The organism is Cupriavidus sp. UME77 (genome assembly GCF_014170355.1).
Taxonomy (GTDB): Bacteria; Pseudomonadota; Gammaproteobacteria; order Burkholderiales; family Burkholderiaceae; genus Cupriavidus; species Cupriavidus basilensis.
Genome location: NZ_LZZU01000097.1, coordinates 25,578 through 51,423, shown reverse-complemented (window position 1 = coordinate 51,423; position 25,846 = coordinate 25,578). Strand labels below are relative to the sequence as shown.

Annotated in this window: 21 protein-coding genes; 6 read left to right on the top strand and 15 right to left on the bottom strand. The window is 65.9% G+C overall.

The annotated features are described in order from the left end of the window. A partial coding sequence (locus A9975_RS37320) for a hypothetical protein (RefSeq protein WP_183037096.1) occupies window positions 1–504 on the bottom strand: 504 nt, incomplete at its 3' end. A gap of 156 nt (window positions 505–660) precedes the next feature. Here A9975_RS37320 and A9975_RS37315 point away from each other — a divergent pair. Together A9975_RS37315 and A9975_RS37310 are read left to right on the top strand one after the other, a co-directional pair. After that, window positions 661–1,335, top strand: coding sequence for a heavy metal response regulator transcription factor (locus tag A9975_RS37315; protein WP_183037095.1), 675 nt, complete (start codon window positions 661–663; stop codon window positions 1,333–1,335). Between the two features lie 25 nt (window positions 1,336–1,360). After that, complete coding sequence (locus A9975_RS37310) at window positions 1,361–2,806, top strand: heavy metal sensor histidine kinase (RefSeq protein WP_220811019.1); 1,446 nt, start codon at window positions 1,361–1,363, stop codon at window positions 2,804–2,806. 98 nt (window positions 2,807–2,904) lie between these two features. Here A9975_RS37310 and A9975_RS37305 read toward each other — a convergent pair whose 3' ends face one another. From A9975_RS37305 to czcI, 4 genes are all read right to left on the bottom strand, one after another. Next, on the bottom strand, window positions 2,905–6,111 hold the full coding sequence (locus tag A9975_RS37305) for a CusA/CzcA family heavy metal efflux RND transporter (protein ID WP_255504291.1): 3,207 nt from the start codon (window positions 6,109–6,111) through the stop codon (window positions 2,905–2,907). A gap of 14 nt (window positions 6,112–6,125) precedes the next feature. After that, on the bottom strand, window positions 6,126–7,412 hold the full coding sequence (locus A9975_RS37300) for an efflux RND transporter periplasmic adaptor subunit (protein WP_183037094.1): 1,287 nt from the start codon (window positions 7,410–7,412) through the stop codon (window positions 6,126–6,128). An 18-nt stretch (window positions 7,413–7,430) separates the two neighbouring features. Further along, a complete protein-coding gene (locus A9975_RS37295) occupies window positions 7,431–8,699 on the bottom strand; it encodes a TolC family protein (RefSeq protein ID WP_183037093.1) in 1,269 nt (422 codons plus the stop codon). Window positions 8,700–8,773: 74 nt separating this feature from the next. Next, complete coding sequence (czcI, locus tag A9975_RS37290) at window positions 8,774–9,205, bottom strand: cation efflux protein, CzcI family (RefSeq protein ID WP_183037092.1); 432 nt, start codon at window positions 9,203–9,205, stop codon at window positions 8,774–8,776. A 144-nt stretch (window positions 9,206–9,349) separates the two neighbouring features. Here czcI and A9975_RS37285 point away from each other — a divergent pair, with 144 nt between their 5' ends. After that, the gene (locus tag A9975_RS37285; protein ID WP_255504290.1) at window positions 9,350–11,764 is read left to right on the top strand and encodes a heavy metal translocating P-type ATPase; all 2,415 of its coding nucleotides are present in this window, start codon (window positions 9,350–9,352) and stop codon (window positions 11,762–11,764) included. Between the two features lie 200 nt (window positions 11,765–11,964). Here A9975_RS37285 and A9975_RS37280 read toward each other — a convergent pair whose 3' ends face one another. From A9975_RS37280 to A9975_RS37245, 8 genes are all read right to left on the bottom strand, one after another. After that, window positions 11,965–12,855 carry a polysaccharide deacetylase family protein gene (locus A9975_RS37280; protein ID WP_183037091.1) on the bottom strand — a complete coding sequence of 297 codons (891 nt, stop codon included), beginning with the start codon at window positions 12,853–12,855 and terminating at the stop codon, window positions 11,965–11,967. A 13-nt stretch (window positions 12,856–12,868) separates the two neighbouring features. Beyond that, window positions 12,869–13,921 carry a bifunctional UDP-4-keto-pentose/UDP-xylose synthase gene (locus A9975_RS37275; protein WP_052495092.1) on the bottom strand — a complete coding sequence of 351 codons (1,053 nt, stop codon included), beginning with the start codon at window positions 13,919–13,921 and terminating at the stop codon, window positions 12,869–12,871. Next, complete coding sequence (locus A9975_RS37270; RefSeq protein ID WP_183037090.1) at window positions 13,918–14,877, bottom strand: formyltransferase; 960 nt, start codon at window positions 14,875–14,877, stop codon at window positions 13,918–13,920. Before A9975_RS37270 ends, A9975_RS37275 begins: the two co-directional genes overlap by 4 nt. Next, the gene (locus A9975_RS37265) at window positions 14,865–15,857 is read right to left on the bottom strand and encodes a glycosyltransferase (protein WP_043355630.1); all 993 of its coding nucleotides are present in this window, start codon (window positions 15,855–15,857) and stop codon (window positions 14,865–14,867) included. The genes A9975_RS37270 and A9975_RS37265 overlap by 13 nt, the downstream gene beginning before the upstream one ends. After that, window positions 15,836–16,999 carry a DegT/DnrJ/EryC1/StrS aminotransferase family protein gene (locus A9975_RS37260; RefSeq protein WP_183037089.1) on the bottom strand — a complete coding sequence of 388 codons (1,164 nt, stop codon included), beginning with the start codon at window positions 16,997–16,999 and terminating at the stop codon, window positions 15,836–15,838. The genes A9975_RS37265 and A9975_RS37260 overlap by 22 nt, the downstream gene beginning before the upstream one ends. Window positions 17,000–17,040: 41 nt before the next feature. After that, window positions 17,041–17,412, bottom strand: a complete 372-nt coding sequence (locus tag A9975_RS37255; protein ID WP_043355625.1) for a multidrug efflux SMR transporter — start codon at window positions 17,410–17,412, stop codon at window positions 17,041–17,043. Beyond that, entirely contained in the window at window positions 17,409–19,181 is a 1,773-nt protein-coding gene (locus tag A9975_RS37250; protein WP_255504289.1) for a glycosyltransferase family 39 protein, read from the bottom strand. The genes A9975_RS37255 and A9975_RS37250 overlap by 4 nt, the downstream gene beginning before the upstream one ends. Before the next feature lie 498 nt (window positions 19,182–19,679). After that, on the bottom strand, window positions 19,680–20,243 hold the full coding sequence (locus A9975_RS37245) for an HdeD family acid-resistance protein (RefSeq protein WP_183037106.1): 564 nt from the start codon (window positions 20,241–20,243) through the stop codon (window positions 19,680–19,682). A 185-nt stretch (window positions 20,244–20,428) separates the two neighbouring features. Between A9975_RS37245 and A9975_RS37240 the strand changes: the two genes are divergently transcribed. Beyond that, window positions 20,429–21,298 (top strand): hypothetical protein, encoded by an 870-nt coding sequence (locus tag A9975_RS37240; protein WP_370565988.1) that lies wholly within the window; start codon window positions 20,429–20,431, stop codon window positions 21,296–21,298. Window positions 21,299–21,416: 118 nt separating this feature from the next. Here the strand turns inward: A9975_RS37240 and A9975_RS37235 are convergent, their stop codons facing one another. Then, window positions 21,417–21,725 (bottom strand): hypothetical protein, encoded by a 309-nt coding sequence (locus tag A9975_RS37235; protein ID WP_043355619.1) that lies wholly within the window; start codon window positions 21,723–21,725, stop codon window positions 21,417–21,419. A gap of 346 nt (window positions 21,726–22,071) precedes the next feature. Continuing rightward, on the bottom strand, window positions 22,072–23,010 hold the full coding sequence (locus tag A9975_RS37230; RefSeq protein WP_183037088.1) for an amino acid ABC transporter substrate-binding protein: 939 nt from the start codon (window positions 23,008–23,010) through the stop codon (window positions 22,072–22,074). Between the two features lie 272 nt (window positions 23,011–23,282). On the opposite strand from A9975_RS37230, the gene A9975_RS37225 reads away from it, so the two are divergent. Next, a complete protein-coding gene (locus A9975_RS37225) occupies window positions 23,283–25,118 on the top strand; it encodes a DUF2138 domain-containing protein (RefSeq protein WP_183037087.1) in 1,836 nt (611 codons plus the stop codon). 26 nt (window positions 25,119–25,144) lie between these two features. Then, on the top strand, window positions 25,145–25,813 hold the full coding sequence (locus A9975_RS37220; protein WP_183037103.1) for a DUF1175 domain-containing protein: 669 nt from the start codon (window positions 25,145–25,147) through the stop codon (window positions 25,811–25,813). Window positions 25,814–25,846 lie beyond the last annotated feature (33 nt).

The following is a 25,846-nucleotide window of genomic DNA, read 5'->3' as shown; positions in this document are numbered from 1 at the left end:
GTCGGAGGGGGCGGGGAGGAAGCCGGCGTAGGCGGCCAGGGCGGCTACCGGTGCGGCATGGCCGTGGCTGGCCAGGGCGAGTTCAGGCAGGATCGTGGGCATGATGGCCCCGAGCGCGCAGGCCGAGCAGGCGCTGCAGGTGCCACCGGCGCCATGGCTGGCGTGGTGATCCTGACGGTCTTGATGCTCTTGATGGGCTGGCTGGTGAGTCATGCCAGATAGGCTGGCCGTCCCGTCCGTCTGCCGGGCCGGGTCCGCCGCGTCATGGCAATGCGCGCCGGCATGGCTGCCAAGCGCGGCCTCCGCCTGCGACTTCATGGCCGCATGGCGTAACATCATCGATTCCACAGCCGGCGAATCGGCCGGCAGCACGACGGATGGCACCTGCCCCGAATGCACGGATTGCGCCGCGCTGCAGACCATCATGACCGCCGCCGCGACACCCTGTGCGGGCAGCGCGATCATGGCAAGGCACAACAGGAAGTAGCTAAGGACGCGTTTCATCGGTGCAGGGGAATCAGGAGCCGATATTGTACCTGCATCGAAAGGTGCGGTAGCGTGACGCCAACATGACAATGCTGACATCTTCCGCCGCGGCGGGGCTTGCTCGTATAGCGTGTCGGTCTTGCAGGGCCGGTGGATGGCCCGGAGTGAATAATTATGCGCATACTGATTGTCGAAGACGAACCCAAGGCAGGTGACTACCTGCGCAAGGGCCTGAGCGAATCCGGTTTCGTGGTGGACCTGGCGCGTGACGGCGTGGACGGCCTGGCCCACGCACGCGGGCAGGAGTACGACCTCATCGTGCTGGATGTCATGCTGCCGGGCATGGATGGCTGGCAGCTGCTCCAGGAACTGCGGCGCGAGCGCGATACGCCGGTCCTGTTCCTCACCGCGCGCGATGAACTGTCCGACCGGCTCAAGGGCCTGGAGCTGGGCGCCGATGACTACATGGTCAAGCCCTTCGCCTTCGCCGAGCTGGTCATGCGCATCCGCACCATCCTGCGGCGTGGCCCGCTGCGTGAAAGCGAGCTGATCGAAGTGGCGGACCTGCAGATCGATACCGTCAAGCGCCGCGTCACGCGCAACGGCCAGAAGCTGGAACTGACCTCCAAGGAGTTCGCGCTGCTGCAACTGCTGGCGCGCCGCAGCGGCGAAGTGCTGTCGCGTTCGCTGATTGCCTCCCACGTCTGGGACATGAATTTCGACAGCAACACCAATGTGGTTGATGTCTCCATCCGCCGGCTGCGTGCCAAGGTCGATGACCCCTTTCCCGCCAAGCTGATCCACACGCGCCGCGGCATGGGCTACGTGCTGGAAGAGCAAGCCCGGTGAGCCGGTCCATGTCAGGGGCCGCCGCTTGATCCGCGCCGTACTCCGCCTGCCGGCATCGCTCACGGCACGGCTGGCGCTGGCCTACGGCGCCGCCACCGTGGCCATCCTGGTGGCCGTTGGCACCTACCTGGCAAGCGCGCTTGCCGCCCAGTTGCAGGATCGCGACGAGAGCGAACTGGTCAGCGAAGTGCTGCTGGTGCGCCATCTGCTGCGCGAGGTGGGCTCGGAGGCCGAGATCCGTGCCGACACGCATCGCTTCGCCGATCTCGCATTGGGCCATGAAGGATTGATCCTGCTGGTGCGCGGCACCGGCGGCGAGCCGCTGGTCACCCTGAACCCGCGCCATGAGCCGGTGCCGGCATTGCCAGTCCTGCCCGCGGCCACACCGCCCGACAAGTCCCAGCTGCATACCTGGTATCCCCGCAATGGCGTCGCCTCGCGCGGCATCTCCGCGCTGGGGCAGTTGGGGGATTCCGAGCGCGCGGTCGAGATCGTGGTGCTGCGTGATGCCGGGTACCGCGTGGCGCTGATGAAGGCCTACCAGACGCAGATGCTGTGGGCAACGCTATGCGGCGCGGCAGTCGCGGCGGGGCTGGGATACCTGCTGGCCAGGCGTGGCCTGCGCCCGCTCAGGCGCATGGCGCAGGATGCTTCCGCCGTCACCATGAGCCGGCTCGCCACGCGGCTCGATGCCGGCCAGGCGCCCACCGAGCTGCGCGCGCTTGTCGCCGCGCTGAACGACATGCTGGCACGGTTGGAAGACGGCTTCCATCGGCTCTCCGAATTCTCTGCCGACCTGGCGCACGATTTTCGTACGCCCATCAGCAACCTGATCGGCCAGACCCAGGTCACGCTGGGCCATAGCCGCCCGGTGCAGGAGTACGAGAACCTGCTGGAATCCAACCTGGAAGAATACGAGCGGCTGGCCCGCATGATCGAGAACATGCTGTTCCTTGCGCGCGCGGACCATGCCCAGGTGGCCATGAAGATGCGAGAACTGGACGCGCGCGCGGAGCTGGACAAGGTTGCCGAGTACTACGAAGCCGTGGCGGCGGACCGCGACATCAAGGTGCAACTTGCCGGCCAGGGCGCCGTGCGCGCTGACCAGACGCTGCTGCGGCGCGCGGTGACCAACCTCGTCGACAATGCCTTGCGGCATGCGCCCGCGGGCAGCGCCGTGGACATCCGGGTAGTGGCGGACACCGCCGCTACCCGGATCCAGGTGAGCAACGGTGGCGCTGGCATTGCCGCCGAGGCGCTGCCGCATGTGTTCGGGCGTTTTTACCGAGGCGACCCCGCGCGCAGCAATTCGGCGGGTTCGACCGGGCTTGGGCTGGCCATCGTGGATACGATCATGCGGCTGCATGGGGGCAGCGTGAGCATGCGCAGCCGGCCCGGCGAGACGGTGGCGGAGCTGAAGTTTCCCACGCAACATGCCCGGTCCGCGGTAGATCCGCCGGGTAGACGTTAAGACCTCCTGTTGCTGCCACGCATGTGAACGCGTCGCCATGCCATGGCGCAGCGGTGCTTGACAGCAGGAGCGGCGCACCGCTCCTGCCGCCGCCAGCGTTAGCCGTTGGGCAATGCCGGTGGCACCGTCGAGCCGCCAACCAAGCATTCGCTGCCTGCGTCATCTTCAACGCCAGCCTCCTCCTTGTCGCGCCGATGCGCCAGCCGGTACAGCACCGGCAGCACCAGCAAGGTCAGCGCGGTGGAAGACAGGATGCCGCCTATCACCACCGTGGCCAGCGGACGCTGTACCTCGGCCCCGGTCCCGGTGGCAATCGCCATTGGGATAAAGCCCAGCGATGCCACCAGCGCGGTCATCAGCACCGGGCGCAGCCGGGTCAGCGCACCGGTGTGGATGGCTTCATCGAGCGGCTTGCCTTCTTCGCGCAGGCTGCGGATGAAGGACAGCATCACCAGCCCGTTGAGCACCGCCACGCCGGACAAAGCGATAAAGCCCACCGCCGCCGAGATCGACAGCGGAATGCCCCGCAGCCACAGCGCCAGGATGCCGCCAGTGAGCGCAAAGGGGATGCCGGTAAAGACCAGCAGGCCATCGCGCACATTGCCGAACATGGCAAACAGCAGCACAAACACCATCAGCAGCGCCACAGGCACCACGATCTGCAGCCGCGTGGCGGCCGATTGCAACTGCTCGAAGGTGCCACCCCAGGTGACCCAATAGCCCGCCGGGACCTTGACCTGACGATCCAGCGACGCCATTGCCTCGGGCACGAAGGTACCCACGTCGCGCCCGCGCACATTGGCGCTGACCACGATGCGGCGCTTGCCGTTCTCGCGCGAGACCTGATTGGGCCCCGGGGCCAGCGTGAGCGTTGCTACTTCGCCCAGCGGGATATAGCTGGCGGCTGCCGTACTTCCCTTGGGCAAGGGGATCGGCAGCCGGCGCAGCGCCTCCACATCGCCACGGATGCCTTCCGGCAGGCGTACGCCGATATTGAAGCGGCGGTCGCCCTGGAAGAAGATGCCAGCGTCCCTGCCGCCCACGGCAATGGCCACGGTGTCCTGCACATCGATCATGTTGAGGCCATAGCGGGCCGCGCGGGCGCGGTCCACGTCCACCGTCAGCATTGGCAGGCCGCTGGTCTGCTCGACCTTGACCTCGGTTGCGCCGGGGACGGCCCGCAGCACGGTGGCGACCTTTTGCGCAGTGTCCTCCAGCACGGCGTTGTCGTCACCGAAGATCTTCACGGCCACGTCGCTGCGCACCCCGGAGATCAGCTCGTTGAAGCGCAGCTGGATCGGCTGCGAGAACTCGTACTTGTTGCCGGGGATGGTTGCCAGTTCGGCCTCCATCTCCGCCAGCAGTTGTTCGCGCGTCTTGGACGGATCGGGCCACTTTGCCCGCGGGCTGAGCATGATGTAGCCATCCGAGGCGTTGGGCGGCATCGGGTCCGAGGCGATCTCGGCAGTGCCGGTGCGGGCGAAGACGCGCTCGATTTCGGGGAATTTCTCCTTGAGGCGCGTCTCGATCTGCTGCTGCATGGCGAGCGACTGGGTGAGGCTGGTGCCGGGAATGCGCAGCGCCTGCACGGCGAAATCCCCTTCGTTCAGGTTGGGGATGAACTCGCTGCCCAGCCGCGTCGCCACCAGGCCGCTCAACAGCACCGCCACTGCGGCAAGGGTCAGCACCACCGGTGTGTTGGCGATGGTCTTGCCGAGCATCGGCGCGTAGGCGCGCTTGGCCCACAGCATCAGGCGGTTTTCCTTCTCGGCTACCTTGTCGCCGATATACAGCGCCACGGCCGCCGGCACGAAGGTCACCGACAGGATCATCGCGCCGATCAGCGCCAGCACCACCGTCATCGCCATGGGGTGGAACATCTTGCCCTCGACGCCGGTCAGCGCAAAGATGGGGATGTACACGATCATGATGATGAGCTGGCCGAAGATCAGCGGGCGGCGTGCTTCCCGCGAGGCCGCAAAGACCTCGTGGAAGCGTTCGCCGCGGGTGAGCGGGCGGCCGTGCTGTTGCTGGGCATGGGCGAGGCGCCGCACGCAGTTCTCCACGATCACTACCGCGCCGTCGATGATGATGCCGAAGTCCAGCGCGCCCAGGCTCATCAGGTTGGCGCTGATCTTGTAGGTCACCATGCCGGTGAAGGTAAACAGCATGGATAGCGGGATGACCAGCGCGGTGATGATGGCGGCGCGCAGGTTGCCGAGGAACAGGAAGAGGATCACGATCACCAGGATCGCGCCCTCGACCAGGTTCTTCTTGACGGTAGCGATGGCGCGGTCCACCAGCACGGTGCGGTCGTACACGGTGACGGCCTTGACGCCAGCCGGCAGCGAGCGGTTGATGGCGGCCATGCGCTGGTCCACCGCTTGCGACACGGCACGGCTGTTCTCGCCGATCAGCATGAAGACGGTGCCCAGCACCACTTCGCGCCCGTTGTCGGTGGCCGCGCCGGTGCGCAGTTCGCGGCCGATGCCCACGTCCGCCAGGTCGCGGATGCGGATGGGCTGGCCCTGCGCGCTGCCCACGATGATCTCGCGGATATCGTCGACGGACCTGACCTGCCCTGGCGCGCGCACCAGGTATTGCTCACCGCGCCGCTCGATATAGCCGGCACCCACGTTGGCGTTGTTCTTCTCCAGCGCCACCACCACGTCCTGCAGGCTCAGGCCGTAGGAGGCCATCCGTTCCGGGCTGGGCGCCACCAGGTACTCCTTGGCGAAGCCGCCGATGGAGTTGATCTCGGTGACGCCGGGCACCGTGCGCAGCTGCGGCTTGATGACCCAGTCCTGGATCTCGCGCAGGTCGGTGGGCGTGTAGGGCGTGCCATCGGCCTTCTTGGCGCCGTCCTCGGCTTCCACCGTCCACAGGTAGATCTCGCCGAGTCCGGTGGAGATCGGGCCCATCTGTGGCGCAACGCCCGCGGGCAGGTTCTGCGCGGCTTCCTGGATGCGCTGGTTGACCAGCTGGCGCGCGAAGTAGATATCGGTTCCGTCCTTGAAGATCACCGTCACCTGCGACAAGCCATAGCGCGATAGCGAGCGGGTTTGCTCCAGGCCCGGCAGGCCGGACATCGCGGTCTCGATCGGGTAGGTGACGCGCTGCTCGGTTTCCAGCGGCGAATAGCCCGGTGCGGAGGTGTTGACCTGCACCTGCACGTTGGTGATGTCGGGCACGGCGTCGATGGGCAGCCGGCTGTAGTTGTAGATGCCGAGCGCCGCCATGGCGACCACCGCCAGCAGCACCAGCCACCGCTGCTCGATGGCAAAGCGGATCAGTCTTTCAAACATGTGGGATTCTCCGCTTAGTGGCTATGTTCGGCGCCGGCCTTGCCGAGCTCGGCCTTGATCACGAAGCTGTTGCCCGCCACGTATTGCGTGCCGGCTTTCAGGCCTTCGGTGATCTCCACCAGCTTGCCGTCGCTGCGGCCGGTCTTGACCGGCTGCGCCTGGAAGCCGCCTGGAACGACAGCGAACACCACCTGCTGATCGCCGTTGCTCTGCAGGGCTTCGGCCTCGATCGCCACTGGCACCTCGGCGCTGGAGTCGGTCACGCCCACGGTGACGAACAGGCCGGGACGCCAGGCCGCCTTGGGGTTGGGCAGCGTGACGCGGGCGGTGGCGGTGCGCGTTTGCTGGCCCAGCAGCGAGCCGACATACGAGACCGTGCCTTCGGCCTTGCCGTCAAAGGCGGTGGAGGCGATCTTCACCTTCTCGCCAACCCGCACGCGATCCAGGTCCTTGGGCGCAATCACGAACTCGGCCCATACCGTGCTGAGGTCGGAGATGACGAACACGTTGGCGTCAGCAGCCACGGCTTCGCCCAATGCCAGGTGCTTTTCGACCACGGTGCCGTCAAAGGGCGCGCGCAACTCGAAGCGGTTGAGCGACCTGGCGCTGCCTGCGTTGCCGCTGGCGCCGATGGCGGTCAGCTTCTGCGTGGCGTTTTGCGTGGCGATGCGGGCTTCCTGCAGCGCGGTGCGCGCGGCCAGGTAGTCCTGCTCGGCGGAGATCTTGTCCTCCCACAGCTTCTTCTCGCGCTGGAAGGTGGATTCGGCCAGCTCCAGGCGCTTTTGCGCGGCCAGCAGTTCGCTGCGCTGGTCGGACAGCGCGGTGCTGGCCAGCACCGCCAGCAAATCGCCTTTCTTCACCTGTTGCCCCAGGTTGGCGGACACGCCTTCCACCACGCCGGCTACGCGCGGCACCACGTGGGCCGTGCGGTCCTCGTTGAAGCGGATCTCGCCGGGGAAGGATGCCGTGCCCTCGATGTGCGCTGGTCCTGCCGTGCGCAGCGTGAGCCCGGCTGCCTGGATCTGTGCCGGGGTCATCTCGATGTGGCCTTCGTTCTCTTGCGTTTCGTGGTGCTCCCCGTCGGTGTGCCGGGCGGCGTCACCGTGCGCCGCGCTGGCCGGGCTGCCGTGATGTTCGCCGTCGCCGTGGGCCGCGTCTTCGCTATGCGCGCCTGCTGCGTGGCCGGCCTCGGTCGTGGCGTCGGCGCTGCCGCGCCCGGCGAAGATCAGTCCCGCGGCTGCGATGGCGCCGCCTGCCAGGATGATGGCGATGCTCGTTTTCTGCTTGTTGCTGATTGCCATGATGGAATTCCTTTAGTGCTAGCGGCCAAGAATGCGGTCGATGGTGGTGGCTGCCTGATAGGCATTGGCGACCACGCCGAGATAGCGGATGCGCGCCTGGAACCAGGTGCGCTGCGCATCGAGCACGTCGAGGAAGTTGAATTTGCCGGCTTCGAAGCCGCGCGTAGCGGCCTCATAGGCCTGCTGGGCGGCGGGTATCACGGTGCCCTTGAGCGAGTCGGCCGAGGTCCGCGATACGCTCAGTTGCCGCGTGGCTTGCTGCAGTTCATTGGCGAGCCGCACCTGCGTGGCGCGATACTCGTCGGCCGCTTTGTCGGCCTGGCGCAGTGCCGTGTAGAGATTGCCCTGGTTGCGGTCGAACAGTGGCAGCGGCAGCGACACGCCCAGCACGGGCATGGTGCCGCGGTCCGAGCCGTTGTCGCGCTTGCTGCCCAGGCTGACGGTCAGGTCGGGGTACTGGCGGCTGCGCTCCACGCCGATGATGGCCTGCCTGCGTTCCAGTTCCAGCCGCTGGCTTGCCAGTTCCGGCGCGCTGTCCAGCGCTTGGGCGAGGCTGGCGCCGTCGGGCCGCGCGGGCAGGGTGTCCAGGTTGCCGGCGGCTACCTGGAAGCGGGCTTCGCTGCTGCCCCAAAGGCCGGCCAGCGACTGGCGTGCCATCGCGAGTGCCGCCTCGGCGTCGGCGACCTCGAGTTCCGCATTGGCCTGCTCCACGCGCGCCTTGCTCTCCTCAAGCGGCGCGATCTTGCCGGCGGCTACGCGGCGGATTGCCGCCTGCGCGCCCTTGGCGGCGATCTCGGCCGAGCCTCGCGCCAGCTTGACGCGCTCCTGCGCGATGACCACCGCGAAGAAGCCGCCAACCACGGCCGCGCGCAGGTCAGTGCGCGTTGCGCCCAGTTGCGATTGGGCCAGCTCGCGCGCCTTCTGCGCGGCGCCGATGCGCGCCGCGCGCTTGCCGCCGAGCTCGATCGGCAGGTTGACCTGGGCCGTGGTGGTGCGGGTGTCGCGGCGGTTGTCCTCGAAGAGCACCGCGACTTCCGGGTTGGGGATGGTGCGGGCCTGCATGATGCCGCCCTCGGCGGCATCGAGCTCATGGCCGGCGGCCGAGAGCGTGAAGTTGCGCCCGGCCGCGAGGGCGAGCGCATCGTCCAGCGTGAGCGTGCCGGCGGGCTCGGGGATCTGTTGCGCCGCTTGCGCGGCGGGCAATGGGGTCGTCGCCGCGTTCTGGGCGAACGCGGCAGGGCTGAGCAAAGCTGCCGCCAGCCCGAGCGGCATCACAAGTGTTCTCATCGAATTTCACCGGGAAAAAGCCAGGGAAGTTCGGCGAGACGAGAGTCTGGAGGTAAAGGGAGTCGTCTCGCCGTTTAGGCGGCGAGCGGCCACTGCGGGCGGTCGGGGGTGGCGCCGGGCGCCGACAGGTAGGACGCGGCTAGCGCCCGGTAGCTGATGGCCACGCCGTGGTGCGAGGCGCTCGTGGCCATGTCCGGCAAGACCAGCTGGGCGCTGGCAAAGTGGCACACGGCGCAGTCCAGGTCGGGCAGCTTGATGTTGTCCTTGCTGCTCTTGCTGTCGTTGCTGTCGTTGCTGCCGTGCTGGCTGAGCTTGCCCTGATGGGCGTGGCTATGGTGGCCGAAATGCCAGCTGGTGCTGGCTGTGGCGCTGCCGTTGCCCTGCTGCGTGCTTTCGTGATTGCAATACGCCGCAGCCCCGGCCCAGGCGAACTGGACGGGCAGCATGATGGCGAAAAGCAGGATCAGGAAACGGCGCATGCGGCGGATTATATAGGCAGCAAGCATGACCCTTGTGCGACTGTGGCTTAAACCGTGGCGCAAAGGTGACCTCGTGCGCTCGCATCGACCGATGTGCAGACAGCACTTGACCCTGTAGTCGCTTCAGGGTCTTAAATGGGCGGTAAGCAAAAACAAGCAGGGAAAACCGCCATGCCTAGCGCAACGCCAGACCAAGCTTCGCTCCGTGCCCCATCTCGCTGCGGTCATGGGCATTCTGATGCACACGAACACGCGCATAAGCACGATCAAGCACACCAGCACGACCATGGCCACGCTCACGATCATGGCCACCAGCACGACCACGGCCACGATCATGGCCATCAGCACGCTCAGGCGGCCGCCGCCTGCTGCGGCAGCGCCAGCGCGGCGCCGCCGATTGCCATAGCCGTTCCTGCCGGTGCCGCCGCGGCCAGCTATCGCATCGACGCGATGGACTGCCCCACGGAAGAGACCCTGATCCGCAACAAGCTGGGCAGCATGGCCGGAGTGGCCGCGCTGCAGTTCAACCTGATGCAGCGGGTGCTGACGGTGCACCATACGCTGGACTCCCTGGAGCCCGTGGTGCGGGCTATCGAGAGCCTCGGCATGAGGGCCGAGCCGCTGTCGGAGCAGGCCGCGGCGCTGCCGCCGCAAGCCGCCAAGCCGTGGTGGCCGCTGGCGCTAGCCGGCGTGGCCGCACTCGGCGCGGAGGCTGTGCAGTGGCTGCAAGTGCCCGGCCAGGAATGGCTTGCGCCCCTGCTGGCGTTGGCGGCTGTGGCAATAGCCGGGCTGGGCGTCTACAAGAAGGGCTGGATTGCACTGTCCAATGGCAACCTGAATATCAACGCATTGATGAGCATCGCTGTCACCGGCGCCATGCTGATCCGGCAGTGGCCGGAAGCGGCCATGGTGATGGTGCTGTTCGCGCTGGCCGAGCGCATCGAGGCGGCGTCGCTGGACCGTGCCCGCAACGCCGTGCGCGGCTTGATGGCAATGGCGCCGGAGCAGGCCACGGTGCGGCAGGCGGACGGCAGCTGGCTGCCCGTGGAGGCAAGCGCGGTGGCCATCGGTGCCTTGGTGCGCCTGCGCCCTGGCGAACGCGTAGCGCTCGACGGGCGGGTGTTGCGTGGCCAGTCCACGCTGGACCAGGCACCGATCACCGGCGAAAGTGTCCCGGTCGACAAGACCGTCGGCGATGCGCTTTTCGCCGGCACCATCAACCAGGCTGGCGAGCTGGAGTACGAAGTCACCGCGCCGGCCAGCGGCTCCACGCTGGCGCGCATCATCCACGCGGTAGAGGCGGCACAGGGCAGCCGCGCGCCGACGCAGCGCTTTGTCGACCGCTTTGCCCGCATCTACACGCCGCTGGTCTTCCTTGGCGCGGTGCTGGTGGCCGTGGTGCCGCCGCTGGCGATGGACGGCGACTGGAGCGCATGGATCTACAAGGCGCTGGTGCTGCTGGTGATTGCCTGCCCGTGCGCGCTGGTGATCTCCACACCGGTAACGATCGTGAGCGGCCTTGCGGCCGCGGCGCGGCGCGGCATCCTGATCAAGGGGGGCGTCTACCTGGAGCAGGGCAAGGATCTGAAATGGCTGGCGCTGGACAAGACCGGCACCATCACCCACGGCAAGCCGGCGCAGACCGATTTCCAGCCCCTGGGCGCAACCGCCGCGGCAGGTGCGGCGGCGAGCGATGCGGCGCGCCTGATCGCGGCCAGCCTGGCTGCCCGGTCCGACCATCCGGTGTCGATGGCCGTGGCCAACGCCGCGCGTGCGCATGGCATCGTGCCGCTGGAAGTGCAGGACTTTGCGGCGCTGCCCGGGTACGGTGTCAGCGGCAGCGTGAACGGGCGTAGCTATTATCTGGGGAACCATCGCCTGATCCACGATCGCGGGCTGTGCTCGCCGGAACTGGAGGCCACGCTGGAAGCGCTGGAGCGGCAGGGAAAGACGGTTGTGCTGCTGGGCGCGGATCATGGCGTCGAGGCGCTGTTCGGTGTGGCCGACACAGTCAAGGACAGCAGCCGCGAGGCGGTGGCTGAGCTGCATGCGCTGGGCGTCAAGACGCTGATGCTGTCGGGCGACAACCCACATACCGCGCAAGCCATCGCAGCGCAGGTGCAGATCGACGAGGCACGCGGCAATCAATTGCCGCAGGACAAGGCAGACGCCATCGCCGCGCTGAGCGTGAAGGGGGCAGAAGGGGCGCCGGGTGATGGTAGCAATGGTAGCAAGCGCGTCGTGGTGGGCATGGTGGGTGACGGCGTCAATGATGCGCCGGCGCTGGCCCGTGCCGATATCGGCTTCGCCATGGGCGCGGCCGGGACCGATACGGCGATCGAGACCGCCGACGTGGCGCTGATGGATGACGACTTGCGCAAGATCCCTGCCTTTATCCGGCTGTCGCGGCGGACTTCGACGATCCTGAAGCAGAACATTGCCCTGGCGCTTGGCATCAAGGCGATTTTCCTGGCACTCACGGTCATGGGCCTGGGCACCATGTGGATGGCGGTGTTCGCCGATATGGGGGCGAGCTTGCTGGTGGTCTTCAACGGCCTGAGGCTGGCGGGGAGGGACCGTAGCTGAGCGTTGTCGAGGGTCCGCCGGGGCCTTCGACAACGGGCCGAAGCGAGGCCGTGAGGCGCGCGGGCACGCAAGCGGTGCGCGCATGAACGCATCGTCAATGGCCGGTTGCCGGCCATTGACGATCCATTGACGATCCTTGATGGTACTGACTGTGTTTTGATGCGGGCGGGCGCGGGCGACAATCCATCCCCGCCAGATGCCTACGGCTGCAGGATCAGCTCGCCGCTTCTTCCCTCGATCGCGCCCCATGTCACCGGCAGTTGCGGCAGGGCACGACGATCGATATGCCGGTAGAGCGTGGCCATCGACACCAGTTCATGCCCCTGCGCGCGCCAGCCATCCAGCAGGCGGTTGAACACCGGCGCAAGCTTGCCGCCCTCGAGTTCGGTGTGCAGGGTGAACACGTGGTCGCGCCCGTCTTCGCTCAGGCGCAGCACGGCCTGGTGGACGTTGTCTTCCGTCAGGTCGCCCACGCCGATCAGTTCGTCCAGCGTCGGCAGCGTGGTTGGCATCTGCACGTGGCGGCATGCCACACCATCGACTGTGGGGATATACGGACCGGTGCCGCGGCCATCGGACGCGTACACCATGCCCCAGTCGTCGATCTGGCGGAAGGCCTCATCGTTCATTTGCCAACCGGCCGCGCCATGGGTGGGCGGTGCTTCGCCGAATATCTCGACGTAGCGGTCGAACGCACTCTGCATCTGGCGACGGGTCCAGGCCGCATCGCGCTCGCGCACGTTGTCCTGCCAGTAGACGTGGTCCCAGGTGTGGATGCCGCACTCATGCCCCGCCGCACGCGCCGCGCGCATCTCGGCCGCGCCCTTGCGGCCGATATCGGGACCAGGCAGCAGCACGCCGTACATCAACGTGCGCAAGCCATAGTTCGACACCACCGAGGTACGCGACACCTTCTTCAGGAAGCCGGGACGGAACACGCGCCGCAGCGCCCAGCCGGTATGGTCGGGGCCAAGGCTGAACAGAAAGGTGGCTTCGGCCCGCACGCGGGCCAGCATGGCGAGCAGCGCCGGCACGCCTTCGCGGGTGCCGCGCAGCGTGTCGACGTCGACCTTCAGGGCGATACGGGCCATCGGGTGCGTGCGCTCAGTTGGCCGAATCGACCAGGGTGCGCGCCTCGATCACCTTGCTGCGGTAAGCCTCGAAGATGGCGCGTAGCGCGTCTTCCATGCTGACCTCGGGCTTCCAGCCGAGCTCTTCCACGGTGTTGTCGATCTTCGGCACGCGGTTCTGCACGTCCTGGTAGCCCTTGCCGTAGAAGTCGCCCGAGGAGGTTTCCACGATCTGGGTCTTCTTGGCTTCTTCCGCGTACTCGGCGTAGTCGCCGGCCATCTTCAGCATCATCTCGGCCAGCTCGCGCACGGAGTGGATGTTGCGCGGGTTGCCGATGTTGTAGATCTTGCCGGTGGCGATGCCGTTCGGGTTTTCGATGATGCGCATCAGTGCGCTGATGCCGTCGGTGACGTCGGCAAAGGCACGCTTTTGCGCGCCCCCATCCACCAGCTTGATCGGCTCGCCGCGCACGATGTGGCCGAGGAACTGGGTGACCACGCGCGAGGAGCCTTCCTTCGATTCGAAGATCGAGTCCAGGCCAGCGCCGATCCAGTTGAACGGGCGGAACAGCGTGTAGTTCAGGCCTTGCTCCATGCCGTAGGCGTGGATCACGCGATCCATCAGCTGCTTGGAGCAGGCATAGATCCAGCGCGGCTTGTTGATCGGGCCGCAGATCAGCTCGGACGTTTCGGGATCGAACTCGTCGTCATGGCACATGCCGTACACCTCGGAGGTGGACGGGAACACCAGGTGCTTGCCGTACTTCACGGCGGCGCGCACGATCGGCAGGTTGGCTTCGAAGTCGAGTTCGAACACGCGCAGCGGCTGGCGCACGTAGGTAGCGGGCGTGGCGATGGCCACCAGCGGCAGCACCACGTCGCACTTGCGGATGTTGTACTCGATCCACTCCTTGTTGATGGTGATGTCACCTTCGAAGAAGTGCATGCGCGGATGGTCGATCAGGTCGCCAAGGCGATCGCTGGACATGTCCATGCCGTAGACTTCCCACGACGTGGTTTCGAGAATGCGGCGCGTCAGGTGGTGGCCGATGAAGCCGTTGACGCCAAGAATCAGGACCTTTTTCATCGGTTTTCCTCTTTGGACAATGCGGTAAGAAATGTGGAAAGCGCGGCAGGCGAGACGGGCGCGGGTTGGGCTCCATCGTCCAGCAGTTCGCGTACAAGGATCAGGCCGCCATCGCCGCACACGCCGACGATCTGCCCGTCGATGACGTGCAAGCCCGGGCGGGCGGCGCTGGTGGACTGCAATTGGGTTGCTGCGGCTGCGCTGCCGGCATGCGGCAGGCGCGCCTGCGCCACCACGAAGCGGCGCGAGCCGACTTCGGTGAAGGCGCCGGGATAGGGCGGTGCGACTGCGCGGATCAGGTTGTAGACCTGCGCGGCTGGCTGCTGCCAGTCGATGCGGCCGTCCTCCGGCTTGCGCCCGGAGAAGTAGCTGCCGTCGGCAAGGCGGTTGGGCAGCGGCGTGATGTTGCCGGCCATCATGGCGGGCAGGGCGCGCCAGAGCGTTTGCTCGGCGGCCACGGTCACTTTCTCGAAGACCTCGCCGGCAGTGTCGTCGGGCAGGATCGGCACTGACGTCTGGTCGACGATGAAGCCGGCATCCGGCTTGGCTTCCATCGCATGCAGCGTGGCGCCGGTCTCGCTCTCGCCATGCAGCACTGCCCAGTTCACCGGCACGCGGCCGCGATACTTGGGCAGCAGCGAGCCGTGCATATTGAACGCGCCTTGCGGCGCCAGCGCCAGCACTGCCGCGGGAATCATCGCGCGGTAGTAGAAAGAGAAGATCACGTCGGGGCGCGCCGCGGCCACCGCGGCGGCCAGCGCCGGATCGGCCGGGTCTTCGCCGTAGGTGACGGGCAAGCCGAGTTCGGCGGCGGTATCGGCAACGCGGCGGAACCAGATGTTCTCATCCGGGCGGTCGCGGTGGGTGACAACCAGCGCCACTTCCACGCCACGCGCGTGCAGCACGCGCAGGCAGCGGTCACCGACGTTGTGATAAGCGAAGACTACTGCGCGCACGAGACCTCCGTCGCCTTTTGCTGTTCTGGCGTGCCTTCCAGCACCGCCTGGATGCGATAGCGCGGACGGTTGCGCACTTCCTGGTAGATGCGGCCGATGTACTCGCCCAGCAGGCCGATGCCGAACAGCATGATGCCAACCAGGAAGAAGTTGAAGGCGAGCAGGGTGAACACACCCTGCACTTCCGCGCCAAGCACGAAGCGCCGAACCAGCAGCACCGCCACCAGGCCCGCCGACGCCAGCGACAGCAAGGTGCCGATGGCGGAGAACCACTGCAGCGGCACGATGGAGAAGCCGGTTACCAGGTCGAAGTTCAGCCGGATGAGCTGGAACAGCGAATACTTGGATTCGCCGGCGTGGCGCTCCTCGTGCTCGACCACGATTTCCACCGGATTGGAGGAGAAGGTATAGGCCAGCGCCGGGATAAAGGTATTGACCTCACGGCAGGCATTGATGGTGTCGACCACATTGCGGTCGTAGGCACGCAGCATGCAGCCCTGGTCGGTCATCTTGATGCGCGTGATGCGCTCGCGCAGGCGGTTCATGGCGCGGGACGCAATGCGGCGGAACGCCGTGTCGTTGCGCTCGCGGCGGATGGTGCCAACGTAGTCATGGCCTTCGCGCATGGTTGCCACCAGCCGCGGGATTTCCTCCGGCGGGTTTTGCAGGTCGGCGTCCAGCGTGATCACGATCTGGCCGCGGGTGTGCTCGAAGCCGGCCAGGATGGCCATATGCTGGCCAAAGTTGCCGTTGAACAGCACGACGCGCGTCGTGTCCGGGCGCTTGTGAAACTGGCTGGCCAGGATCTGTGCCGAACGGTCGCGACTGCCGTCGTTGACGAAGATGATCTCGTAGTTGCAGCCGAGCCCGTCCATCGCCGGGTAGAGCCGGTCGAACAGGGCTTGCAGGCCATCTTCCTCGTTATAGACGGGAATGACGACGGAGACTTCGACAGGGCTCATTTGAAGAGGCGTTTGCATGTTTCACTAAGAGTTGCGCATACCCGCTCCACGTCGGCGGCTTGCATGGCGGGGAACATCGGCAGCGTGACGATCCCCCTTCCGATGCGCTCGGCGTGCGGCAGCATGCCTTCGCGCCAGCCCAAGGAGCGGTAATAAGAAAACAGGTGCACGGCGGGATAGTGCACGCCGGTGCCGACGCCTTGCTCGCGCATGGCCTCCATCACCGCGGTGCGTCCGCCTTCGATGCGTTCGGCCGGCAGCACCACCTGGAACATATGCCAGTTGGTGGTGGCCAGCTCGCCGTCACGCGGCAGCGGCAGCTCGATGCCGAGTTCGGCCAGGCCGCTGTCGGCGGCGCAGCGGTAGTACGCCTCGGCCAATTCGGCGCGGCGTGCCGTGATGGCGTCAAGTTGCGCCAGTTGCGACAGGCCGATGGCGGCGTTGACATCGGTCAGGTTGAATTTGCCGCCGGGCTCTTCCACATCCATCCCGTCCATGCCGGTACGGATCACGCCTTGCAGGCGCAGGCGTTCGGCACGTTCGGCTTCTTCGGGCGAGTTCATCACCAGGCAGCCGCCTTCGACGCTGGTGATGTTCTTGTTGGCCTGGAAGCTGAAGCTGACCAGGTCGCCGAAGGCACCGATGCGCTGGCCGCGCCAGCGCGAGTCGATGGCCTGCGCGGCATCCTCGATCACACGCAGGTTGTGCTTCTTCGCGATGGCGTAGAGGCGGTCCATATCCACCGGCAGGCCCGACAGGTAGACCGGCATGATGGCGCGGGTACGGGGCGTGATGGCGGCTTCCACGGCATCGAGATCGATATTGCGCGTGCGCGGGTCGATGTCGACGAAGACGGGCTTGGCGCCCACCGTGATCACGACGTTGGCCGTGGCAACCCAGGTGATCGGGGTGGTGATGACTTCGTCGCCGGGGCCGATATTGGCCACGCGCAGCGCGATTTCCATCGTCGCCGAGCCATTGGCGAAGGTGCGCACCGGGCGGCCCCCGAACAGCTCGGACAGGGCGGCCTCGAAGGCGTGCATCTTGGGGCCGGAGGTGATCCAGCCCGAGGCCAGCACCTTGCCCACCTCGGCGATGGCAGCGGCGTCAATATTCGGCTTGACGAAGGGCAGGAAGGCTTGCGCAGCGGAAGCGGTCATGGCAATCAGGTTCTTGTTGCGATGGTGCGAAGGTGCGGTGATCAGGAACGAGCGATGAGAAACACGCCGGCGAGGATCAGCAGGATGCCTGCTACGCGCAGGGGGCCGATCATTTCACCGAACAGCCACCAGGCTGCCAGGGCGTTCACCACATAACCGAGCGACAGCATCGGGTAAGCGATCGATACATCGACCCGCGACAGCCCGACGATCCACACGCCGACGCTGACTACATACAGTGTCAGGCCAGCCAGTACCGGCCACTGCGTCAGCACGCGAAACGCCGTGGCAAACAGCGTCGCGCGCTCGATGGTGATGGCGCCCACGGCGTTGGTGCCGGCTTTGAGCAGCAGCTGCGCGCACGCATTGAGCAGCACGCCGGTGAAGATGAAAGCGAAGGTAGAGAGCGTCATGGCGCGCGGTTCGGTTCTTGCTGCGGGGCCGCCGGCGCCTGGCCGGGAGGCGGGAAGTTGGTGACCGCGACGCGGCGCTTGTCTTGCCCGATCTTGTACATCGGCACCTTGCTCTCTTGCAGCATCTTGTAGGTGGCAGCCGACATGATGCCCACGGCGTGCTGGCCATCCTGCCATTTTGCAATAAAGGCATCCAGCGTGGGGAGCCATTTCTGCGGCTCCTGCTTGGTGCCGAACTCCAGTTCGTCCGGCCATTCCACCATGATGGTGGTGCGGCGCAGATAGTACGGCAGCGTGTGGTCCAGCATGCGCACGCCGTAAATCGGCATGTCATCCGTGAGCACGGCGTTGATGGCGGGCACCATGTCCACGCCCGAAGTCTGCCGCCCCATGACCTCGTGGCCGAGCAGCGCCACTGTGAAGCTGGTGAACAAGCCGAGCGAGTAAACGGTGATGCTGACCATCAGGCCCTTGCTCGCCAGCAGCTTGCGCGCGAGGAACACGGCGCAGAGCATCAGCACAAAGGCGGCGCCGACCCAGACTGCGAACAAACGGTACAGCTCGTTGGGCGTGTTGTCGGAATTCAGCGTCGCCACCACCGGGCTGGCCAGCAAGCCGATTGCCGCAATGACCAGCATGCCGTTGAGCTGCCGCTTCCAGCTGCGCTCATCAATGTGCTGCAGCGCCACGGCTGCCAGCATGCCAAGCGCCGGGAAGATCGGCACGATGTAGCCGGGCAGCTTCGAGCCGGACAGGCTGAAGAAGACAAAGATGGCAATGGCCCACACGGCCAGCAACAGCGCCGGCTGGAATGGCCGTGCCAGCGCCACGCGTGCCGCCGCGCTTTCGCCACGGACCACTTGCCACATGCGCGGCGCCAGGCCCAGCCAGGGAATGAAGCCCGCCACCAGCAACGGCACGAAGTACCACAGCGGGCCCTTGCGCGAGTGTACCGTCGACGTATAGCGCTGCCAGTGCTCGTGGATAAAGAAGAAATTCAGGAATTCGGGGTTGCGCTCAGAAACCAGCCAGAACCAGGGCACCGTGACGATCAGCATCAGCACGATGCCAGTGATCAGGTGCAGGCGGCGCCACAGGCCGAAATCCCGCGAGATCAGGGTGTAGATGACCAGCACGAGGCCGGGCAGGGCAATGCCTACCAGCCCTTTGGTCAGGATCGCCACGCCCATCGCTATCCAGCAGGCCCACATCCAGTAGCGCCGGGCGGCCGGCGTAGCAGCCGGGTGCTGCGCGAGCAACATGAAGGCCAGCACGCAGGCCATGGCACCGGACAGCGTCATGTCCAGCGAGTTGAAGTGCGAGGCCACGCTCCACATCGGCGCGGCGGCCAGCACCAGCCCGGTCAGGAAGGCGGCCCGCAAGCCATACCAGCGGTGGGCGGCGAGCATCGAGACCACAAGGCCGACCATGCCGGACAGTGCCACACACAGCCGGGCTTGCCAGTCGCCTACACCGAACACGGTGTAGGACAGCGCCGTCACCCACATATGGAAGGGCGGCTTCTCGAAGTACTTGAGTGCGTTGTAGCGGATGGTTACCCAGTCGCCGGTGGAGAACATCTCACGGGCGATCTCGGCATAGCGGCCTTCATCGGAGCGCAGCAGGTGGCGAGCGTCGAGCGTGCCGAACCAGACCAGGAGAATAAACAGGCAGACCAGGACGATGGTGGTCGTGGGCAAGCCGGCAGATTGCGAAACACCTTGTGCGGTGCTTCGCGAGGTGTCTCGCGAGGTCACGGAACTACGCATACGTCTCCTGGAAAGGGATCGGGTGACCGCCCTGGCTTGCGCACATGACGGCCGGTTCTCGGGCTTGCGGGGTGTGGCGATCCGCGCGCTGGCGCACCGGATGGCTTGTCCCGCCTGCTGCCACACAATCATTGCATTGGCTCGCGATGGCGCGGCCACTTGCATGAATATTAAAACTTGGCAATACCGCCTTGGCCCCGCAAAAAAAGCGGCGTCAGGCTGTTGCCGCAGCGCGCTGCCAGGTTGTTTGACGGTTTCGGGCTTCCCGGGCACCGGGCGAAAACATCACAACGCAACAGCGACGGCTTTGGTAGACAAAAAAAGCAAGCGATTGTGCCCGCTTCCACGCGTCTTCTGCTTCGTCAGTCTTTATAGCCGTTACCCCATGGCCAACCGTGGTTGCCAAGTGGCGCGGCGCGCAATGTTAGCACGACCGCCGCAACCCACCGTCGCGCGCGGGATCGGCCCACGCGGGACAGCCGGGGCAGCGCGCGCGGCTTAGCTTAAAAGTGGTGTAATAGTCATATTTCTGGCGCGGCGCAAGCGCAGCGAGACGCCGATCAGCAGAATGCCGCAAACCACCGCCCAGGCTCCGATCATCCACAGCACCGCCAGCGCGCCGGCAAGGGGTTGCCACAGCAGCAGGAAAGCGAACACGATGCTCACCAGCCCGGCCAGGATCAGCCACCATTCATTGGGAATGTCCTTGCGCAGGCGGATTGCCGCGACAATTTGCAGCACCCCTGTGGCAAGCGTCCAGGCGGCGATATATAACAGCAGGGAAAACGCCGTGACCACGGGGCTGAACCAGGTCAGCAGGCCAACGCCCAGGCCAAGCAGGCCCTGCAGTGCAAGGATGCCGCGGTCGCTAGCCTCGCGCTGGCTGCCCGAGATGGCCATCAGCAGCGCGCTGACGCCGTCGGCGGCGGCAAAGGCGCCAAACAAGAGCACGAGTGCAGCCAGTGTGGCAATAGGTGCGAAAAACGCACAAATTCCGAAAAGAACGGCGAGAATGCCGCGCAAGGCCACGACCCACCAAAGCTTGGCGTAATACTGAAGCATAGGAACTCCCTGGCAAGCTGCCCGCATGGGCTGGCAGCGACGGTGACCGACCAAGATTGCCGACACGCGCGGGCAAAAAAGCGCTAGTTTCTAGCCAGTGTGAGCTACAACGTCTGGCTGGCATTGCGTGTGGGACTCCTGGTCGGAACGAGCGGGGGCGCGAAATCATTCTAGACAGGATTCATGTGAGGACAAAGGCGCAACGGTTCAGGGCTGCTTCCATTGCCAGCGCAGTGCTGCTGGCCATGGGCAGCCTTGCGCAGGCTCAGACAGTGGCGGTGGCCGCTGCCGCGTCCGAGGAGGTGCCGGCGCGGGCTCTTGCTCCGCTGTGCGACGCGCCATGGTTCCGCTCCGGCTCGCGGGTGCAGATGGAAGGCGACGGCGCCATGCCCATGTCGATCACCATGACCTTGCGCCGGGCGACCAAGAACCAGACCGGATGCCGGGCGCAGCTCGAGGTGCGCTCCAAGTCGGCGCTGTCTGCCCTGATGGGGCCGCCGGTCATCATGGACCAGGTCCACATGGTCAATATCGACCGCAGCCCCGACTCTGCCAAGAGCAGTATCGAGAGCGAGCATGCCGTCATCAATGCACAAGGGCGCTATGCCCGCATGTACGGCGAAGCCGCCTTCAGGGGCCAGGGCGTGTTCAGCTACGCAGGCATGGATATCCACGAGGGCGGCACCCTGGAGGGCGAGGCGTTCGAGTCCAGCGTCTCGCTGCAGATCTATCCGGTGGGCGCGGACGAGGTCGTGGGCAGCATGCGGGCCCTATATGCCTCGATCAGCGTCGGATCCCGCCACGTCGGCAAGCGCCAGATGATCGATACCGTGCTGGGCCGCAAGGAGTGCATGCCGATCACCTACGAGAAGCGGACTTCGCTGGGGCCGCTGATGGTGGGGGAGGAGGTGGTGCAGGTGGAGCCCACGCTGATGCACGTTACCGACTGGTATTGCCCCGCCGAAGCATTCGTGCTGCGCACCGAGATTCGTCAGCAGGACAAGGTACAACGGATCGACGTCACGGGCATGGATCTGGATACGACTTCGCCCTGAGGCCTTCCCCGCCTGCCAAAGCGGATTCTCCGGCAGCAGACAGCAGAAAGCCCGCCAGTCTGATTGGCGGGCTTTCTGCTGTCAGGGCGCCCGGTACCAGCGCGGCGCCCCTTGCCGATCAGTTCGCGGCTGCGGCTGATGCGGCGGGCTTCTTGCTCTTGCTCTTCTTGCTCTTCTTGGTCGACTTCTTGGCCGGCGGCGCGGAGGCGTCGGTCAGGTCCGTGCGGGTGCTCTTGTTCGCGCCCTGGGAATACGGGTCGAACTTGTCACCGGACTTGGCACCCTGGCTATACGGGTCGAACTTATCGCCCGACTTGGCGCCCTGGCTATACGGGTCGAATTGCTTCTTCCCGGTCGATTGCGCCTGGGCAGCCACGGAGACGGCGCCAATGCACAGCGCGATGGCTGTCGCGACGAACTTGTTCATGTTTTCTCCTGGTAAATGCCGCCTTCCGGCGGTTCGAATACACGGAAACTAACGGCTAAGGCCGCCAAGCCGATTGCGTGGGATACCGTTGCCGCGTTGTCCGCTGGTCCTCAGTGTCGCCAACATTTCGCCTGGCTGTCAACATGCGCTGTATTGTGAAATGCACGCTTTGTATCGTCCTATGGAAAGCCGCTATTGCCTTTATTGCCAAGACTTGCTTGATGCCTGATGATTAATGTGAATAAATGCGCACTTTGTGTTTGCGTTATGTGCAAAAAAAAGCCCCCGCAGGCCTGATGGCGTGCGGGGGCTTTGATCTTGATGGATCGCCGGGCTTCGGATGCCGTTATTCGGTAGCGACATCCGAAGGATGCTTCCACGCATCCCGGACTTCCGTGCTTGGTGCCAGCGCAAGGTTGATGTTGCGGGCGCCGATTGGCTGCTGGAACCATTGCTTTTGCAAGGCGATCACCTGTGGGCCGGCAAATACCGATGCCAGGGTCTGGTCCACCAGTTGCTTCCACTCCGGATCGGCCTTGGACATCATCAGCGCATTTTGCTCGATCGACAGAGCGGGACCCACGATCACGAACTGCGAAGGGTCCTTGGCGCGGGCGCGCAGTCCCGACAACAGTACATCGTCCATCACGAATGCCTGCGCACGGCCGGATTCGAGCAGCAGGAAGGATTCGCCATGGTCCTTCGCGTAGATGTCATGGAAACCATACTGGCCCTTCAGGCGGCGCACATGGCGATCGCCCGTGGAACCGGCGCTGGTCACCACGTTCTTGCCGCGCAGGTCTTCGAAGGACTTGATGCCCGAATCTGCGCGCACCAGCATGCGGACCGTGGAAATGTAATGCGAGACGCTGAAGGCAACCTGCTTCTGGCGTTCCAGCGAGTTCGTGTTAGGCGCGCAGTCGAGATCGACCAGGCCATTGACCACGGCGGGGATCCGGTTCTGCGGGGTGAGCGGCATCCAGCGCACCTTGATCGTCTTCAGCCCGAGCTTCACGCGCGCGGCCTCCGCGGCGCGCAGGCACAGGTCCACCGCGTAGCCTGCGGGCTCCCCCTTGTCGTTGGCGAAGGAAAAGGGCAGCGCCGATTCACGGTAACCCAGCACGATGGTGCCGGTGTTACGGATCTTGTCCAGCACCGGGCTTTGGGCCTGGGCGGCGTGTGGGGCGGAAATCGAGAGGGCAGCGGCAGCGACGAACGCTAGCTTTGCCAGCAGGCGGGAGGCACGGAGCGTGCCCGCACTGGCGAATGTGGCAAACGAGAACATATGTCGAATATTTCAAAAGTGGCGAGGCTACGCCTGTGGCCCGCTCCGGCAAAGTACATCTTCGTCATAAGCAAATATCAGCCCGGAGAGCCGCCTGGGCAAAGGTGCCCGGTCGGAAAGCGCGCTACGCCGGCGGGTGGCGCCGAGCGCGCGGCTGCGCAGGCAGTCACAAAAATTCACGGTTGCTGGGTTGCGGTTTGATTGATGTGCGCGGTACGCTACCGGGTTCGCTGCATCTGTGACGTGCAGTGATCACGATCGTCAAGGGAATCATGAAGATTTCGCGCAAGAAAATCGCGCTTGGCACCGCCGCGCTGGCGATTGCCGCTGGTGTGGCCGTGCAAATGGTCTGGCACCCGTTCGGACGCGCCTGGAAGGGGCAGCCCCGCCAGCTTGAGCTCGATTTCAGCCGCCCCGATGCGCTGGTCGACAGCGAAAGCCTGTCCAGCCTGCCGCGCGACATGCTCCGCGTGCCGCTGCTGCGCGATGTGCTCACCGAAGATTTCGTCAATTATTACGAAGACAACGAAGGTCGCCTGTCTGCCTCGGGCGCCTTGCGTCGCATTGCCTTCGAGCACGACCTGGACTGGGGCGATGCGTTGCTCAAGCGCGTGTTCGACGAACCGGGCCGGCTCATGGCCTGGCGCGGCGCCGATGGCACCTTGCGCTACTGGGCGCTGTCGATGGAGCGCAACGGGCTGGCCAAGGTGCTGCAGACACTGGGCACGATCGCCCCGGCTGACACGCAGCTGAGCCGCGCCGGTGAAGTCGACGGCACGCCGCTGTATGCGTTGCGGATCGGCCCGGCGCGCAGCCTGCTGCTGGCGGGCAAGGGCGATCGCCTGGTAGTCCTGTCGGAAGCCGGCATGCTGCTGGACGCCGAAGGCAAGCCCATCGGCGCCCGCGCCAAGGCGGTGGCCGCCTGGCTGTCCGACGATGCCGGCGCGCGCGAGACCCCGCTGCAATCGTTCGCGCTCGACGCCGCCAAGGGCCCGCCCAAGGGCCATCGCGTGCTGGTGGGCGCGAATTACCTCTCGTTTGGCTACCAGGCATTCTTCCCAGGCATCGAAGCGCTGCGTTTCGATTTTGCCGGCGCCGATTCCAAGTCCGACTCCAAGTCCGACTCCAAGTCCGACTCCAAGGCCGGCGCCGATGATGCCGCCTGGCACAGCGCTGTGCTGGTCGACGGCGCGCGCCTGCCGGGCGAGTGGAACACGGCCGAACTCTGGAAGGCCCTGCCGGCCGACCCCGCGGCGTGCGCCACGCTGCCGGTGGACTGGCAGGCCGCAGGCAAGATGCTGCAAAAGGTCAGCGGCGGCAAGGACGAACTGGCTACGCAGGTGGCCCAGGCCTTCGAAGGGCCGGCTGCGGTGTGCTGGTACAGCAAGTCGGCGCTGGTGGCGCCGTTGTTCATGGCCCGGGTCAAGTCGGCCGATGCCGCCACCGCGTTGCGTCCGGTGCTGGCGAGCCTGTTCGAGCAAGTGATTGGCGCCTATGAACCCAATGCCGGCACGGAAAAGGGCACCTATGCGCGCCTGCCGGTGCAGAACCGCCAGGGCGCGGGCGGCGTGGTGCTGTGGTCGCGCGCGGTCAGCTCGCCCTACGGCACGCGTGAGGGCAAGGGGGCGCCGTTCGCGGCCCAGCTTTCGGCGGGTGCCTATTTCCCCGTGACGCTGGCACTGGCTGGGAACACCGTGCTGTTCTCGCCTGACGGCGCGTTGGTGGACGACGCGCTGGCGGTGCAGGGCAAGCGCTTTCCCGCGGTGGCCGACACCATGCAGCGCGGCCAGCAGGCCCGTACCGTGCTCAGCTTCACCCCGTCGACACTGGCGCCGCTGGTGCGCCGCGAAGCCACCAAGGCGTTGCCCGCGGACCAGGAAGCCCTGTTCCTGAACGCGGCGCGCGCTCACCTGTTCCCTAAGCTGAAGACCCTTGCTGCCTACCCGGCGGTCTCGCTGGTGCTGCCTGATAGCCTGCCTTCCGGGCGTGGGTGGGTGCCGGTGACCTGGCAGCAGGCAGGCATGCCGCCACGCGGTGTGCTGGCCGCGGTCCCACCAGTAACGCCAATGGCGCCGATCGCACCGGCGCCGCAAGAGGCCGCGCAGTGATAGCTGTGAGCCGAGGCCGCCGCTCGATGCTGGCGGCGCTGGCGCTTGCCTTGCCCCTGGCCGGCGGCGGCCGGGCCTGGGGCTTGTCGGGCCTGGCGTCGGACGCGCCGGACGCGGATGCGCTCGATGCCTCGCAATCGGCGGCGTTTCGTGCGTGGTTCGTGCGCATCGTCGGGGAGCAGCTGCGCCAGGGCCCGACCCCACGCTGGTACCAGCGCGATTGTGCGGGCCTGGTGCGCTTTGCCGTGGGCGAGGCGCTCAAGGTGCATGACGCGCGCTGGCTGCGCGCCAACGGCATGCAAGGCAGCGCCTCGGCCCGCCAGCTGCCGCCGGAGCTTAGCCTGAGCCCGAGCCAGCGCACGCTTGGCCAGCGCTGGACCCGCGCCGACGGCAGCACCGGGGCTTATGCCTCCGCCCTGGCCCTGGTGCAGGGCAATAGCCGCTTTGTCGCCAGGAACGTCAACCTGGCACAGCCCGGCGACCTGCTTTTCTACGACCAGGGCGATGAACAGCACCTGATGATCTGGATGGGCCAGTACCTGGCCTATCACACCGGCACCGTGACCCGTGCCGATAACGGCCTGCGTGCCGTCACCCTTTCCCGCTTGATGCAATGGAACGATTCGCGCTGGCAGCCGCAGGACGGCAATCCCAATTTCATCGGCGTATTCCGTTTCGCCTTTTTGTCGAGGTAAAGACGATGCTTGTCGTCATGACGCGCGCAAGCG